Annotated in this window: 14 protein-coding genes; 7 read left to right on the top strand and 7 right to left on the bottom strand. The window is 34.9% G+C overall.

Annotated features, from left to right (window positions below; all coding sequences use genetic code 11):
* Positions 1-214 precede the first annotated feature (214 nt).
* The 6 genes from ACVW2L_RS13935 (at position 215) to ACVW2L_RS13960 (ending at position 6130) form a co-directional block, all read left to right on the top strand.
* A complete protein-coding gene (locus tag ACVW2L_RS13935) occupies positions 215-1132 on the top strand; it encodes a hypothetical protein (RefSeq protein ID WP_457128577.1) in 918 nt (305 codons plus the stop codon).
* Between the two features lie 18 nt (positions 1133-1150).
* Positions 1151-1993, top strand: a complete 843-nt coding sequence (locus tag ACVW2L_RS13940; protein ID WP_457128578.1) for a hypothetical protein — start codon at positions 1151-1153, stop codon at positions 1991-1993.
* Complete coding sequence (locus tag ACVW2L_RS13945) at positions 1990-3081, top strand: glycosyltransferase (RefSeq protein WP_457128579.1); 1092 nt, start codon at positions 1990-1992, stop codon at positions 3079-3081. The genes ACVW2L_RS13940 and ACVW2L_RS13945 overlap by 4 nt, the downstream gene beginning before the upstream one ends.
* Before the next feature lie 8 nt (positions 3082-3089).
* Positions 3090-3671 (top strand): acyltransferase, encoded by a 582-nt coding sequence (locus ACVW2L_RS13950; protein WP_457128580.1) that lies wholly within the window; start codon positions 3090-3092, stop codon positions 3669-3671.
* A gap of 105 nt (positions 3672-3776) precedes the next feature.
* Complete coding sequence (locus ACVW2L_RS13955; protein WP_457128581.1) at positions 3777-4811, top strand: acyltransferase family protein; 1035 nt, start codon at positions 3777-3779, stop codon at positions 4809-4811.
* 35 nt (positions 4812-4846) lie between these two features.
* Positions 4847-6130 carry a glycosyltransferase gene (locus ACVW2L_RS13960; protein ID WP_457128582.1) on the top strand — a complete coding sequence of 428 codons (1284 nt, stop codon included), beginning with the start codon at positions 4847-4849 and terminating at the stop codon, positions 6128-6130.
* A 111-nt stretch (positions 6131-6241) separates the two neighbouring features.
* Here ACVW2L_RS13960 and ACVW2L_RS13965 read toward each other — a convergent pair whose 3' ends face one another.
* The 5 genes from ACVW2L_RS13965 to ACVW2L_RS13985 form a co-directional block, all read right to left on the bottom strand.
* Complete coding sequence (locus ACVW2L_RS13965; RefSeq protein WP_457128583.1) at positions 6242-6991, bottom strand: WecB/TagA/CpsF family glycosyltransferase; 750 nt, start codon at positions 6989-6991, stop codon at positions 6242-6244.
* Positions 6992-7177: 186 nt separating this feature from the next.
* On the bottom strand, positions 7178-8257 hold the full coding sequence (locus tag ACVW2L_RS13970) for an acyltransferase family protein (protein WP_457128584.1): 1080 nt from the start codon (positions 8255-8257) through the stop codon (positions 7178-7180).
* 52 nt (positions 8258-8309) lie between these two features.
* Positions 8310-9500, bottom strand: a complete 1191-nt coding sequence (locus tag ACVW2L_RS13975) for a glycosyltransferase family 4 protein (RefSeq protein WP_457128585.1) — start codon at positions 9498-9500, stop codon at positions 8310-8312.
* Between the two features lie 48 nt (positions 9501-9548).
* Entirely contained in the window at positions 9549-10436 is an 888-nt protein-coding gene (locus tag ACVW2L_RS13980) for a glycosyltransferase family 2 protein (RefSeq protein ID WP_457128586.1), read from the bottom strand.
* A gap of 4 nt (positions 10437-10440) precedes the next feature.
* Entirely contained in the window at positions 10441-11721 is a 1281-nt protein-coding gene (locus ACVW2L_RS13985; RefSeq protein ID WP_457128587.1) for a hypothetical protein, read from the bottom strand.
* 202 nt (positions 11722-11923) lie between these two features.
* On the opposite strand from ACVW2L_RS13985, the gene ACVW2L_RS13990 reads away from it, so the two are divergent.
* The gene (locus tag ACVW2L_RS13990) at positions 11924-13042 is read left to right on the top strand and encodes an endonuclease/exonuclease/phosphatase family protein (RefSeq protein ID WP_457128588.1); all 1119 of its coding nucleotides are present in this window, start codon (positions 11924-11926) and stop codon (positions 13040-13042) included.
* Here ACVW2L_RS13990 and ACVW2L_RS13995 read toward each other — a convergent pair.
* Positions 13036-13920 carry a glycosyltransferase family 2 protein gene (locus tag ACVW2L_RS13995; protein ID WP_457128589.1) on the bottom strand — a complete coding sequence of 295 codons (885 nt, stop codon included), beginning with the start codon at positions 13918-13920 and terminating at the stop codon, positions 13036-13038. The two genes, ACVW2L_RS13990 and ACVW2L_RS13995, sit on opposite strands and share 7 nt — an antisense overlap.
* 1 nt (position 13921) lies before the next feature.
* Positions 13922-15040, bottom strand: a complete 1119-nt coding sequence (gene glf, locus ACVW2L_RS14000) for a UDP-galactopyranose mutase (RefSeq protein WP_457128590.1) — start codon at positions 15038-15040, stop codon at positions 13922-13924.

The following is a 15040-nucleotide window of genomic DNA, read 5'->3' on the forward strand; positions in this document are numbered from 1 at the left end:
CCTGTTCTTTGATTTCAATTTGCATCTTTAATCGGGGTTAGGCCGTATATTAAGGAAAAATGTTCTTCCATGAGGTTTAAGCCTGGAAGTAGCATGCGAAATTATAGTAGTGTTTCGCCAAGGGTATGCAATTAGTAGAATCATACAAATTATCAGTAACAGTCAAGCTTATTTTAACACTAACGCATCTGTAGTATTCTGAATTTATTTAAATATGTTATTAAGATTTGTAAACTATTGTTATAATGCCAGTTTGCGTTACGAAAGCACAATACCTGAAAATAGAACGTTTATCAATAAAATACTTTTCAGGTTGTTTTCGTTAGTTTCCGTTCAGATAATTCAAACTATTTTATGGTTAAAATATAATGTCATTAAGTCTAGCGTAAGCCCATTAGTAGATGATGGTTTAGCGCCTATAGTTAGCCTAACAAGTTTTCCAAAAAGAATCGGTTCGGTTTGTTATGTAATTTATAGCTTATATATGCAAACAGTATTACCCGGCAAAATTATTCTTGTGTTAACTAAAGAGGAATTTCCAGGAGGAATGGAAGAAGTTCCGTTAGCTTTAAGGAATTTGCTGGGCAAAGGATTAAAAATAGTGTTTGTAGAATATAATTTACGGCCACATAACAAATATTACTATTCCCTAAAAAACTATCCAAACAGAGAGGTAATAACTATAGACGACGATTTATTTTATTGGCCAAATACTATTAAACAATTAGTTAACTTACATACCGAGTTTAATAATTGCGTTTGTGCCAACTCTGCTGTCAGATTACGGTATGCGAATAGTACCTTAACTTTAACAAACGATTGTAGTCCAAAATTTTTAGAAGATACCAACGTGGCACGCGGGGTTTTTGGAGTGTTATACCCTAAAAATTTTAGGTCTGACGAACTTTTTAATATAGATAATATTCGCAAACTGTCTTTAAATGCAGATGATTTGTGGCTCAAAGCTCAAGCGTTAAATTTAGGTGTTGGTGTGGTAAAGGTTAACGCGTATCCTGTACCTTTTTTTCTGTCCGGCTCTCAAACAACAAGTTTAATGCAATCAAATGTTGATCGAAATGAAAATGAGGCCCAATGGAACAAACTTGTTGATTACTATAAATTTACTGTATAAAAGAAATATTTTGTTACTATGACCTTTGTATTTCAAACGGACTCGAATATTGTTAAGCAAGTTTATGATAACAATAATAATTACCTGATCGAATATGCCGATGCCAATAGCGCAAACAATATCTGCGCTATTTATTTTAGCAGCCACGAAATTTATTATCCCAATAGTGAAGATGCGTTCAAAAAAAGAATTGTAGAGAAAAATGCTTACGAATGGTATGGGACTAGAATTGAGAATGCGTATAAGCATATCTTTATAAGAGATATTCAAAAGCAATGGTATCTGGAAGGCATAAACGAAAAATTAAATACCGTTGCAAAACTTTTTGAGTTGTTACAGGAAGAGACTAAAGGATTCAAAGTGACAACTATAGGAAGTTCCGCAGGGGGGTATGCTGCAGTTTTGTTTGGCATAATGTTAAAGGCAGAAAGAGTACTTTCTTTTAATGGGCAGATGATGTTAAGCGACTTATTAGAAACGTCAGACGAAAGCATTAACCCTATTGTCTTTAGAAATTTTGAGAATCCTTTAATAAATCAATACTTTAGCTTAAAAGGGGTATTAAAAGATAATAGAAGTAATATTTTTTATTTTTGCTCCAAAAAAAGTTCATGGGATTATAATCAATATCTACATATAAAAGGGGAGCCGGTAAAAACTATCTTCTTTAATACCGCTCATCATGGCATTCCATTTCTAAAAAATGCACTTACTAAAGTTATTAACTCTAAAACTGAGATATTGAATTCGTACGCGGGCAAAATACACAGCTCCATTGGGTTTTCTATTAATGTGATGGGATTAACAACATCACTGAGCTTTCTATTTCGACTTCTTCTAAATAAATATTTAAAAAAGTGAAACCTAAAGCCCTTATTTTTTATACTTATCTACCACCGTGGCGCATTGACGTTTTTAACGAAATGGGGAAGCAATACGATTTAACGATTGTGTTTCTTCATTCAGAAGCATCGGGTTTCACTTATGACCGGGAGTCATTGTTGTCCAGGCTGAATGTAAATACTGTGTTTTGGGATAAAGGTTTTTTAATAGGCTCTAAGCCATTTCGGCTGGGAATTGGAAGCCTTATAAAAAAGTATAATCCAGATGTGGTGTTTACACATGAATACTCACCAACAAGTATAGTTCTGGCTACATATTTAAAATTTAAAAGATTTTCATTCAAACTGGTCGTGACAACTTCGGATAATTTGATTATCGCGAAGAGTGTAGGTAAACTAAAGCAGATATTTAGGGGATATGTGCTCACTCAATCTACAGGGATTATTGTGTATAGTGAGAAAGTAAAAAAATGGTATCAAAAGAGTTTCCCGAGATTGAAAGTAGAAGTATGCCCCAATATCCAGAATCCGCAAACCTTGTTACAGTACAAAAAGAATTTTCACTCCCAGGCAGAAAATTTTAAAAGCAACTTTAACTTAGGAGACAACATTGTTTTATACATAGGCCGGTTAGAGCACGTAAAAGGATTGGATTTATTAATAAATGCCTTTGCAAAATCAAGTTTATCAGCTTATAAGTTGGTGTTGGTAGGCAATGGAAGCCAACGTGAAGAACTGGAGTTACAAGCTGCTGAATTAGGCATAAAGGACAGTGTGATTTTTGCAGGATATTTCCATGGGGCGGAATTATATGCATGGTACGGCACAGCATCTTTTTTTGTATTACCGAGCCGTTACGAACCTTTTGGAGCTGTAGTAAATGAAGCTTTAGTGTTTGGATGCCCCGTTTTAACAAGTAAAAATATTGGTGCCCTGGATTACATAGAAGAAGGAATTAACGGCTATATTTTCGATCCGGATGATTTATCAGACTTTACAAGTGTATTAAAGAAAGGGGATCTGTTATCAAAAAAAACCAATAGAGAAAATCTGATGCCTGTATCTTTTTCTGATTATATGGATGCTTTTGTAAACGTTGTAAAATAATCACAATCATGAAAATAGACTATGAAAATATGCCTAACGGGGCAGGCAAATTTATCTTTACCTTGAGGTATATTTTTAATATTCTAAGAACGTGGTATATTTTTCATATACGATATCCGTGGGTAAAGTATGATGGTTTTGTTAGAGTAATGGCGCATACCAGCTTCGCAAAAATGGATATAGAACTTGGTCATCACGTACAATTTGGCAATTATTGTAATGTGGCTTCTGATGTAAAAATTGGCAATTATGTATTGATGGCGGGTAGGGTTTGTTTTGTTGGGAAGAACGATCATGACTTTTCGCAGCCAGGTAAATATATATGGCAAGGAGAAAGAGGTGAGGATGGAACTACCATAGTAGAAGACGATGTATGGATTGGTCATAATGCCATAGTTATAGCAGGGGTTACTATTGGGAAGGGGTCTATTATAGCAGCAGGCTCGGTAGTAAATAAGGATGTTCCCGCTTGTGAAATTTGGGGGGGGGTGCCGGCCAGGAAAATTCGCGACAGATTTATTTCGGAAAAAGTCAAAAAAGATCACATCCAATTTTTAGAAAATCAGTTGGTGCGAAAAAGCAAATATTAGAAACAACTAACAACTCTATTAAATATAAATTCCCTCCTCTCTTAATCTTTATTTGAACCTGGAGCGTATTTTTATTACGGAAATTAAATAACTTAAGTGGTTCATATGGCACATATTAATTTACCCAAGCAAGGGGGGCTAAGCCGCAATTCTGCAATAGATATATTGAAGGGAATTGGGATATTCTTTGTTGTTTTTGGACATGTAAATAGAAATCATACAATTAGAGAATACATTTGGGACTTCCATATGCCGCTATTTTTTTGGATTTCCGGCTTATTATTCGATAGCGAGAGGTACAATAATTTTTGGCCATTCCTTAAAGCCAAAATCAGAACAATTTACGTACCCTATGTATTTTTTTTCTTGCTCACCTTTGCTTATTGGTTTTTTATAGAAAGAAGGGTAAGAGGCAACTATAGTGTTGGTCATCAGCTATTAGGTTTGCCTTATGGAACATATGAAGGTGAACATTTAAACTTTAATGGGGCCCTTTGGTTTTTACCTTGTTTATTTTCGGTTCAACTGCTGTTCTATTTTGTAGCGAAACTAAAGAATGCGATAGCAATTATTTTCGTCTTGGTTCTTTTTTTTATAGCAGGCTCTTTAATTCATGATTATAAGTTAAACATTTTACCATTCGGTTTGCATACCGCAATGTTTGGAATTGTTTTTTATGGCATTGGCTATTTTTGCAAAGGCAAACCTTTGTCATCTTTTTTAAATAGTACTTTACCTCAAAAGCTGTTGATAATATTTGCATGTTTTGCGATACAGCTTTATTGCTTAGGCAGATATCAAGGCACAATGGAAGCAGCTAATTTCCCCTTTATTTTTTTGGCCCTTTTTGGCATAAGCCTTTATCTTACAATTGCCGGACAAATAGGTCAAAATAAGGTGATAGAATACATAGGAAAAAATTCGTTGGTAATTTTAGCAATGCAGGAACAAAGTTATAGAGCTCTTATTTTTGTGGTTTCAAAAGGAGCAGGAATGGATGTAAATGATGTTAGACGCAATATAATTTTATGCTTGCTTATATCAATGCTAACTATAGCGTTGAGTATCCCGGTAATTTATATATTCAATCGCTACATAAAAATAGGGATTGAATATGTATTTGGGGTTCGTTTCAAATAGTTTTATAATAACAGTTATAACATAGCACTTAGGGAATGTCCAATCAGTCTAATAAAATATCCATCCTCATTAATGCTTACGCCTGTGCTCCAAATATGGGCAGTGAACCGGGAATGGCCTGGAACTGGTGTATTCATCTGGCAAAACATTGCGAATTGCATATCGTCACAGAAGGCGAGTTCAGGGATAAAATTGAACACATACTTCCTACGCTTCCACAGGGCGCCAATATGCATTTCTACTACAATCCAGTTTCAGATGAGGTTAGACAAATGTGCTGGAACCAGGGAGATTGGAGATTTTACAGTCATTACAAAAAATGGCAGTGCAAAACATATGAGATGGCGTTAGATATAATAAGGCAGACTAACATAGATGTTGTTCATCAATTAAATATGATTGGCTTCAGAGAGCCGGGATATTTATGGCAAATTGAAGAAATTCCCTTCGTGTGGGGGCCAGTTGATGTTAAGGAGAAATTTCCTGTAGCATACCTGCAAGGAGGCAGCGCTAAGCAAAAATTGTTCATAAAACTCAAAAATATCATCACTATTCTTCAGCTAAAGTATTCGCCCAGGGTGATAAAGGCTTTTAAAAAAGCATCTGCCGTAATCGGTGCAAGTTCAGACTCTGTGAGAACGGTAAAAAAATATTTTGGCGATAACGCTGTACTTATTAATGAGACAGGATGTAATTTAACAGACGTTAGTCCACGTGTTATAAATAAAAATAAAACCACACTTAACCTATTATGGGTGGGTAAGTTCGATTTTAGAAAACAATTGACTTTAGCGATAAAAACTGTAGGATCTGTTTCAGATCTCGACATAATGTTAAATATAGTTGGCGGTGAAGAAGAAGAATCAGTTCTCTATAAGCGGCTGGCTGATAAACTTAATATAGCACATAAATGTATATGGCATAACAAAATATCCCATAGCAGAGTTCAGAAATTAATGTCTGAAACCGATTTATTGTTCTTTACGAGCGTAGCGGAAGGTACTCCTCATGTGGTGTTAGAAGCAATATCTAATTGCTTGCCGGTTATATGCTTCGATACTTGCGGACAGGGTGATTCTATAAATGACAAGGTTGGCTTTAAAATAAGGCTTTCCAACCCCAAACAGTCCCAAAAAGATTTTGCAGAAATTTTGAAATTTTTAATAAATAACAGAAATGCAATTATTGAAAAATCAAATAACTGTATTGAACGAAAAAAAGAATTGTCATGGGATAATAAGGCGAAGCAAATGGTTGAAATTTATGAAGATATTACCCGCAAACAGATTACATTTCGAAATTTTAAAACCTTAGAATAATAATTCCAAAAATTTAATTTGTCTCAATAGAAGCTATATAAAAGCTTCAAGATAATTTACAAACACCACATATTTAGGATAGTTTATAACCGACTGATATATACAGCCAAACTATTGCTCGCCCTTATTAGAGATATTACTTATCAGGTCTTTTATTAAATCAGCAACGAATACAGGCCCGTAATACATGTATCTCTTCCATAAACGTTTGGGTTGATTAGATAAACGTCCGGCCCACTCCATTCCAATTTTTATCATAAAATTGCTTGGTCTTTTTACCGTACCCGCATAAAAATCAAAAACAGCGCCTATTGAGCAAATTATGTTTGCCTGCAGTTGATCTTTATGTTCATAAACCCACTTTTCTTGTTTAGGTGCCGTCATGCCGACAAATAATACTGTAGGCATAAAACTATTTACTTTATCAATGATAATTTGATTATCCTCATTGCTAAAAACTGTTTTGTAAGGAGGGGAATAACAATCAAAATTGATTTGTGGGTAATCAGCTGTAATGCGGTCCTTAATTCGCCTTAATGTGTCATCCGAAGAACCTAAATAAAAACACCTGCCCGAAATTAAGTTTAACTCATTTAACAAATGTTTATGAAGATCGGCCCCGGCAATTTTTTTTATTCTTTTACCTTTTATAATTTGAGTGGCTACAACAATGCCGATACCATCTGGAAGCAGTATGTCCGAATTTAACAGTGACTGTTTAAACTCAGCATCTCGCTCCGCTACAACATAAGAATATTGGTTAATCGTGTTGATAATGTATTTAGAATTTAAATCAATAAATTCTAAATTAGAACTGTAGATAGAATAATCAAATAAACTTATAGTGCGATCTACACTCATATTCCAGCGGTATAATAAAATAAACTGATGGGAATTTCGACCTGTGTTAACACTGTAAAGAATTTAGGCCAAGTTCTACGCAACATTATCGTGATTTACACACAAAAGTAATTAAAAGTATCAATCTTTTGGCAATCTAAATGTTCATTTAAACATATTTTTCCTGTCGGTTAATCCAATTAGTACTTATTTTACGTTGGACCCTAACTTTTTACGTATAGCAAGTAACGGTTGTTCAATAAAATAGTAAGATGCCGTGGCAAGCAAAAAGCTCAGTACTAAAACTAACACCTCCCAATGGAAGCTAAATAGCTCAAAATAATGACTAATTAATATAATTACCGGCCAATGAAACAAATAAAGGGAATAGCTAAGCTTGCCAACCCAAACCAAAGCTTTGTTTTGTAATGCTCGCTTCATAGGTGAGTTTTCGCCATAGTAAACTAATGAAGGAATAATTAATATAAACGCTATTGCCTGAACAGTGAATCTTGCGGTTTCTCTAAAAACAAAATTGCGGAATAGTAAAGAAACCAAAATGAGTAAAATACCGGCAATAATCGGCCAAGTTGATTTAGCCATTTTAATAAAAGCCTGGTTTCGGTTCTGATATAGCAATATAGCAGGTATACAACCCCAAATAATTGAATCTGCTCTGCTTTGTGTACTAAGGTAGATCTTATTAATTGTAAAGTCAGTACTGGTTGAAACATGTATCAGGTAAACCCTGTAACATAAAATAGCGATACTTATTAAGCACAAAAAATACACAAGGTAACTTGTATATCGCCGAAAAATATAAAAAATAAAAGGGAAGACTAAATAAAAGTGTTCTTCAACTGAGAGAGACCAAATGATGTCGAAAATATTGCTGCTTGAGTAATCACTTGCCCCTCCTGGTGGCTTAAAGTAAAGCAGATAATAATTAGCAGCGTAAAAAAACGAAGAAAATATCGCGCCTGTTAATACTTTTTCTTTGACTATTACAAGGATCACTATTGATAAACAAATCATTGCTATCAACGCCGGATAAAGCCTTATAATCCTTCGTATGTAAAAGAATTTGAAATTGATTGTGCCTGTTTGTTCAAATTCATTAAGCAAAAGCTTAGTGATCAAAAAGCCACTTAAAAAGAAAAAAAGATTTACACCTAAGGCTCCGGGCGAAATTCCGTCTAAACCAATATGCGATAAGATGACTATACTGATTGCGACCCCCCTAAGGCCATCAAGGTAAGGCATATATTCAGACTTTTTAGCCATCATAATTACTTTAGTATAATTTCATTATAAAATTGTTTAATGGTTTTCTAAGTCGCTAAAGATTGTTCCAAGCGGAAATGTCATGCTTACCGGACCATAAATTTAACAATAAGTAAGGAACAAAATTGATTTTTTTGCGCTTTTTAACTACCAACTTATTTAACGCGTTTAGTAAGTTTATGCCCATTTCCTGATAGTCCATATCGTTGATAATATCTAATGACAAGGCAGACATTTTTAATTTTTGATCGCTACTTAAAGCAATGAACTTTAGAAGCACGGCACTTAAAGCACTTTCATCGTAAGGATTAAAAAGATAACCGTTGGCACCGTCTTTTAATAAACTTTTAGCGGCATTTACCCGATTGCTCAATAATATGGGTAAACCTGATGCCATTGCCTCATTTACTACTAAACCCCAGGTTTCTGAAAAACTGGGTAAGATAAGTGCCTCAGCACTATGCAAGTAACCCGGCAACTCATTATATTTTACTGCTCCGTTAAATGCTATCTGGAGCAAGTTTAACTGTTTTGCAAGCCGGTTCAATTTGCTGTGTAAAGGTCCCTCTCCTATTATATTTAAACTCCAGCCGGCATTAGTTTCTTCAACATTTTTCCATGCATATAACAATGCCTCCAGATTTTTTATAGGCACCAGTCGCGCCACGCAAATTATTACTTTACTGTTAAACTTATTCTGAATTTGAGGTTTAAAAAAAGAGTTATCAATGCAATTGAAGCCGTAAAATAATAGCGTACTTTTTTTGTTGAGTGTGGGGTATTCAGATTCGTAGTCTACAGATGGTAGCCATAAAGCATCTGTTTGAGCCGTAATAGTATCCCTTACCCAACGCACCAGCCTATTCCTTCTAAACTGAACAAGGGGCTTAGCATCATCAAACATGATATGCTTTTTGTGTTTTTGCTTCGCCCATCTCATGCCCAACGCACCCGCGAAAAAGGTAATGGGTGATGTTATAACTACATCGGGATTAAAATTGTTAAGCGTATCAAATATCTTGATTGTTATTTCCTTTTTAGACAATTGTGTTGCATCACTATCAGGAAATAAACATGTCCACCATGAATAATTGTTGTTGTAGAGGTCAAAGTTATATGGAGATCCTTTACCAAAAAGTTCAATGGCTTGCAGCTGTATTCCGTTTTCCGATAAAAATTGCTGCAAATAGACTAAACGCCCCTTCCAGTAAACTCTAAAATCATTACTTAATATCGCTACTTTCAAATTTCGATCACCTTTAATAACTGCTTAATGCCGTCACTTTTACTAACATTAATTTAGCTTCATGGAAAACCCGTTTCTAACCGCTTTAAGCAAACTTTGCTTCCTTAGTGTACTGTAACTAAGATATCTAATTCCTTTAGTAATCATCATTTGCGTAAGCGCAATTTGCTTTATAGGAAACTTATAATGTTTCCGGATGAAATAAATACGATTTCTGTTCAAATAATAGATTGAGAACAATGATTCTGACCCACCCGTGCTAATAGAAACCTTATGAAAAATTTCAAGGGTTGGCATGAAGAAAATTTTAAAACCATCTTCTTTAGCCCGGAATATAAAATCGTTGTCATCATAATAAACAAAGTAACGCTCATCCATAAAACCCGTAACTTCAAAGACCTTTTTGCTTAAAAGCATAAAACAAGTAGGGGCATAATCTACGTACCCTTCAGTATCATACTGCCCAATATCAACTTCTTTATCGCCGGTGGTTTCTGATATTCCTTTATAATGAACAAATACTCCTCCTGCCATCCATATTTTTCGGGTACCATAGTAATAAATCTTAGGAATAATAATGTCTTCGGCTTTTTGCACAGCTGTATTTATCAATTGGTTAAGCAGGTGCGGTTGTGTAAATTCTATATCATTATTCAGTAGTATAACATAGTCAACGCCACCGGTTAGTGCAAGTTCAATTCCTTGGTTATTGCCTTTGGCAACGCCATAATTATCAGGGTTTTTTACATGTACATATTCCGCCAGTGGGTATTGTTTGTTCAAGTCCTTTATAACCCGGTCGGTAGTTTCTGATGGGGAATTATCTATTAAATACAGCACGTAATTTTGAAACGATTGTATAGCTAAGCTTTTAAAAAAATCACTTAACACGTCGTCAGAATTGAACAAGACCGTTACAAGCCCAGCTTTGTACATTGCCTTAACTTTTTGTAGCAAGTTTCCCAGTCCTATTATTATCAAAAAGGTTTAGCTTAGCAGGTAACACCTTTATCTGTTCAAATGGTAAAAAAACAAACATTACTATATTTGGTAAAAACATAATGGGTTCTCCAAAACCTAATACCAATAACGTAACTACACAATAGATCGTGTACTCATGTTTTTTAACGTTAGCCCAGCAAAATCTGGCGTATTGATATACAAGTGGAATAAGGCCTACCAGACCAAACTTAGCCATAAAGTCAAATAGCCCGTTAGAAATATTGATATTAAATTTGCTGTTCACTATAGTGTCGTACTTATTACTTACCCCAAGTATAAGCTGCCAGCCAAAGGTTTCGTAAAGGTATACCATGCTCGAAAAGCGATTAAGCGGTACCTGACTGTTCATGCGTCTATAAAATATTTCCAGATATTTAAGGCGCCGCAAATCATCCATATCCTCCTCATATGTTCCCATTATCTTATCACCCAAAATAGGGATGTAAACGAAAATCGCACCCCCAATTAGCAATAGCAATATTATACCGAAATTTATACGCGGTACGCGATATCTGTATACCATAAACAACAGTACAATAAGTGCTAAATAATCTGTCGTTGATACGGTTGTAATAATGCCTATTATAAATAGATAAGATTTTGGGTCGAATTTAAACTTATTTAAAAATAAATTAAACATCAGCGCAACAATCAAAAAACAACCAAAGGCGCCTGGCTCCCAGGCGAAACCTGAATTGCGATAGTCATGCAACCTTTTTACATAAGTAAATATAACAAAGTTGGTATAGCCATCAATGTGGTAAGACCTTTGTAAATTTAAAGATTCAGAAAAATTGTATAAGTTATCTCTTAATCCAACTAATTGAATAGCGTAAAAGAAAAACGAGATCACTGTAAGATGAGCCATTACTTTTACAAAATAATGTGCCGCCTTTTCCTTCATTATTGTGCAATACAAAAAAGTTAGATAAACAAATTTGAACAGGAAGACAACATCGCTTATCAAGTACTCAGCCGCCAGACTATTAACTAAAGTATCTCTGACACCAACAAAGGCAAGATATATTATAGAGAATATGGCTATAATGCGTAAATCAGGAACTTTTAAAAGTTTTTTACTAATTGCAAAAACAGCAAACGAAAGCAAAATAATAAACCAAATTATATCATTTGAGGAAAGAAAATTTGCTGCTGATGACAGTAATAAAAACAACAGCGTGATAAAGTAGTAGACATCAAATTGTTTGAAAAATTTCATCCTTTTTTGTTTTGGATAATTATGCTAAAGATAATACAAAGCGATAATTAACCTTATGAAAAAGCAAACAAAAAGTATTTGAAATTAAAATTAATTGAACAATTATACTCAAGGCATTAAAATTTGCAAAAAAATAATTGTTTCGCTTATTATTTTACATAAATCCTATATTTAAAAACTTAACAGCTTCTCTTTACCAAACATGAGAAAGAAGATAAAAAAACGACCTGCGCAGAAACTTACCCTACTCGATAAAATTTTTTTAGGATTAAATATATTAGCTTCAATATCGCTATTGCTAAGTTATATGGCGCCTGATACTAACCCCAGAGATAATTCATACATAGCCGTATTAGGATTTCTTTATCAATTATTGCTATTGAGTAATTTCTTATTGCTAATTTTTTGGTTGTTTAAAAAGCCGGTCTTTTGTTTGATCCCGGCGGTTGTAATTATACTTGGTTATAATACGTTTTTAACTTACTTCCAGTTTAATAAGGAAGAAACGAATGTGAAAAACGATTCAATAAAGATCTTATCGTATAACGTTAGGGGTTTTAAAGGAATTGATAAATATGAAAATTTAGCAACACAAAAACAGGTTTTAGAATTGGTAGGCGGGGTTAACCCCAACATTTTAGTATTTGAAGAATTTCTTACTGATAAGTATGATAATGATAGCACAGTATTGCTAATAAAAAAGAATTTGAAGTACAATTATAGTTTTGTAACAAACTTCAATGATACGGTATCTGACAAACTTAGTGGCAATGCAATTTTCAGTAAATTACCTATAATTGATACAGGCAGGATTACCGCACCGGAAGTGCTACAAACAAGGTGCATCTTTGCAGACATTAAAAATCATAATACTGTAATTAGAGTTTACAGTGTCCATATGGCAGCTGTTACATTTCAAAGCCATTCCAATCAATTAAAATCCAAGTATCTAAAAGGGAACGTTTCCGCAGGCAGCTCTACCTTCGTACTGCGAAAACTCGCATCTGCTTTTATTGCTCGCAGCCTACAGGTTTCATATATCAAAAAACATATTGAAAAATGCCCTTATCCATACATTATTGTGGGGGATTTTAATGATACGCCTAATTCGTATTCCGTAAATGAAATTGGAAGTGGCTTACAAAACGCATTTATGGAAAAGGGCAGCGGTTTTGAAACCACTTATTACAGCGCTTATCCATTGCATATAGATCATATATTTGCGACAAAGGATTTTGATATTCTAAGTTATCAATCCATTGACAAAAAAATATCCGATCATAAACCGGTAATTGCGACAATGAGGCTGAATAATCAATAAGGTAACTCTTTCTTTAAATTACCCCTCAATCCATCCAAATGCGCTATAGTAATTAACGCTATAGCTTTTGCAAAATCAATTAGCGACAACTTTTTATATAAAAATTCAAACTGTTTAAGTAATATCTTAGTGTTAGTGCTATTATGATACTTTTGGCCTAAATACGCGCGATTTCTGAAAAAACAATAGCCCTTCCAATTGATAGGACCATCGTAAACATACTCGCCTTTGTACATAGTATCGTACAACCTGTCTTTCGGGTGGAAAAACAATGCTTTGGTAGTACTCTTTATTATAGCTCTACTATTAACTATACGTTGAAAATATTCCATTTCATCGCCCCATATAAAAAGTCGCGGATCTGGGTAGCCTACCTTTTTTATAATGCGCCCTGACAACAAAATGCCATTAAAAAAAGGTGCCCAATTGTCAACATACTCTACTGATAAATTCATTTTGCCTTCGTCAGTAGTTATAGCCGGGCAATCAAAAGCCAACCGCGCAGTATTGTCCCTATCCAGTACAATGCAACCCCATACGCTCACCTCGGGGTTTTTAACAGCTGCTTCAATAAGCTTTTCTAAGCAGTTTTTAGCCGGATAACCGTCATCATCCATCAACCAAACCCATGTATAATCGCGTTCGTCGGCAGTTTTGATACCTGTGTAAAAACCACCGCCGCTACCACTATTGGTTTGATTGATAACTCTAAATTGCCTTTGGTGCGCAAGCCACTCTGTAGTACCATCCGTGCTGCCATTGTTTACTATTATAATATCATCAACCGGTGTAGTTTGCGCCTGCAAGGCACTAACGCATTGCTTGAGTAATTCAAAGCGATTATAGGTAACTATTACAGCAGCAATTTTTTCTGCCATATTAAGTATTTTTTAACAGAAATTGAGCTGCAAGCTGCAAGGCCTCATCAATTACGTGATGCATATCCATATATCGATAGGTTGCCAGACGACCTAAGAAACTCACGTTGTCAAGTTTTAATATCTCTGCCTGGTAGTGCATTAGTTTTTTTATGTCGCCTTTTAGTCTTTTAGGATAGTACGGTATATCATCAAATCCTGTTTCTTTGCTATACTCCTTAAAATATACCGTCTGCCGGTGCTCTTCCCAAGGAGTAAAATGCTTATACTCAACAATACGGGTATACGGCACATTTTCATCACAATAATTCATTTGTGATGTGCCTTGAAAATCGCCTTCGGTTTCATACCGGTCAAACGTAACGGTGCGGTAGCCCAACCGCCCATGGCTATAGTCAAAGTAAGCATCTATAGGACCTGTGTAAAAGATATGGGCATAGGCCGTTGTATCTGTAGTTGCATCAAACTTTGTGTTTAAACAAACTTCAATCTTTTCATTTGCCAGCATTTTATCAATTATCGCAGAATATCCATCTTCAGGTATTCCATAGAACTGCCCGTGATAATAACTGTCATTATAATTAAACCTGAGTGGCAGTCTTTTAAGTATAGATGCAGGTAATTCTTTAGGCTCACATCCCCATTGCTTTTTAGTATAGCCGTGCATAAAAGCATAGTAAAGATCTGAACCAATCATTTTCATGGCTTGCTCTTCAAAATTAGCAGGTTCAGGAATGTCAAGTGCAATTGAAGCAATGTACGCCTCAGCTTCCTTGGGATTAAAATTTTTACCGAAGAATTGATTAATAGTATGCAGATTTATTGGCAACGTATACACTTTGCCTTTGTAAACAGCCTTTACACGGTGTGTATAATTTTTAAATTCACCGAACTGTCTTATGTAGTTCCATACTTCTTGGTTATCTGTGTTAAAAATATGTGGGCCGTATGAATGTACAATTATTCCAGTTGAAGGGTCTCGTGCAGTGTGGCAATTCCCGCCAATATGATTGCGTTCATCAACCACAGTTATGCGGCAGTCTAAATTCCTAGCCAATTGTTCTGCAACAACAGCTCCAGAAAAACCCGCCCCTACAATTAAATAGTGCTTAATACTCAT

The organism is Mucilaginibacter sp. HD30 (assembly GCF_054061755.1).

Bases quoted from the DNA above. Each gene is read 5' to 3' on its own strand.
- ACVW2L_RS13935 (WP_457128577.1), top strand. From the start codon at position 215: ATGTTATTAAGATTTGTAAACTATTGTTATAATGCCAGTTTGCGTTAC.
- ACVW2L_RS13940 (WP_457128578.1), top strand. From the start codon at position 1,151: ATGACCTTTGTATTTCAAACGGACTCGAATATTGTTAAGCAAGTTTAT.
- ACVW2L_RS13950 (WP_457128580.1), top strand. From the start codon at position 3,090: ATGAAAATAGACTATGAAAATATGCCTAACGGGGCAGGCAAATTTATC.
- ACVW2L_RS13955 (WP_457128581.1), top strand. From the start codon at position 3,777: ATGGCACATATTAATTTACCCAAGCAAGGGGGGCTAAGCCGCAATTCT.
- ACVW2L_RS13960 (WP_457128582.1), top strand. From the start codon at position 4,847: ATGTCCAATCAGTCTAATAAAATATCCATCCTCATTAATGCTTACGCC.
- ACVW2L_RS13965 (WP_457128583.1), bottom strand. From the start codon at position 6,991: ATGAGTGTAGATCGCACTATAAGTTTATTTGATTATTCTATCTACAGT.
- ACVW2L_RS13970 (WP_457128584.1), bottom strand. From the start codon at position 8,257: ATGATGGCTAAAAAGTCTGAATATATGCCTTACCTTGATGGCCTTAGG.
- ACVW2L_RS13980 (WP_457128586.1), bottom strand. From the start codon at position 10,436: ATGTACAAAGCTGGGCTTGTAACGGTCTTGTTCAATTCTGACGACGTG.
- ACVW2L_RS13985 (WP_457128587.1), bottom strand. From the start codon at position 11,721: ATGAAATTTTTCAAACAATTTGATGTCTACTACTTTATCACGCTGTTG.
- ACVW2L_RS13990 (WP_457128588.1), top strand. From the start codon at position 11,924: ATGAGAAAGAAGATAAAAAAACGACCTGCGCAGAAACTTACCCTACTC.
- ACVW2L_RS13995 (WP_457128589.1), bottom strand. From the start codon at position 13,920: ATGGCAGAAAAAATTGCTGCTGTAATAGTTACCTATAATCGCTTTGAA.
- glf (WP_457128590.1), bottom strand. From the start codon at position 15,040: ATGAGTATTAAGCACTATTTAATTGTAGGGGCGGGTTTTTCTGGAGCT.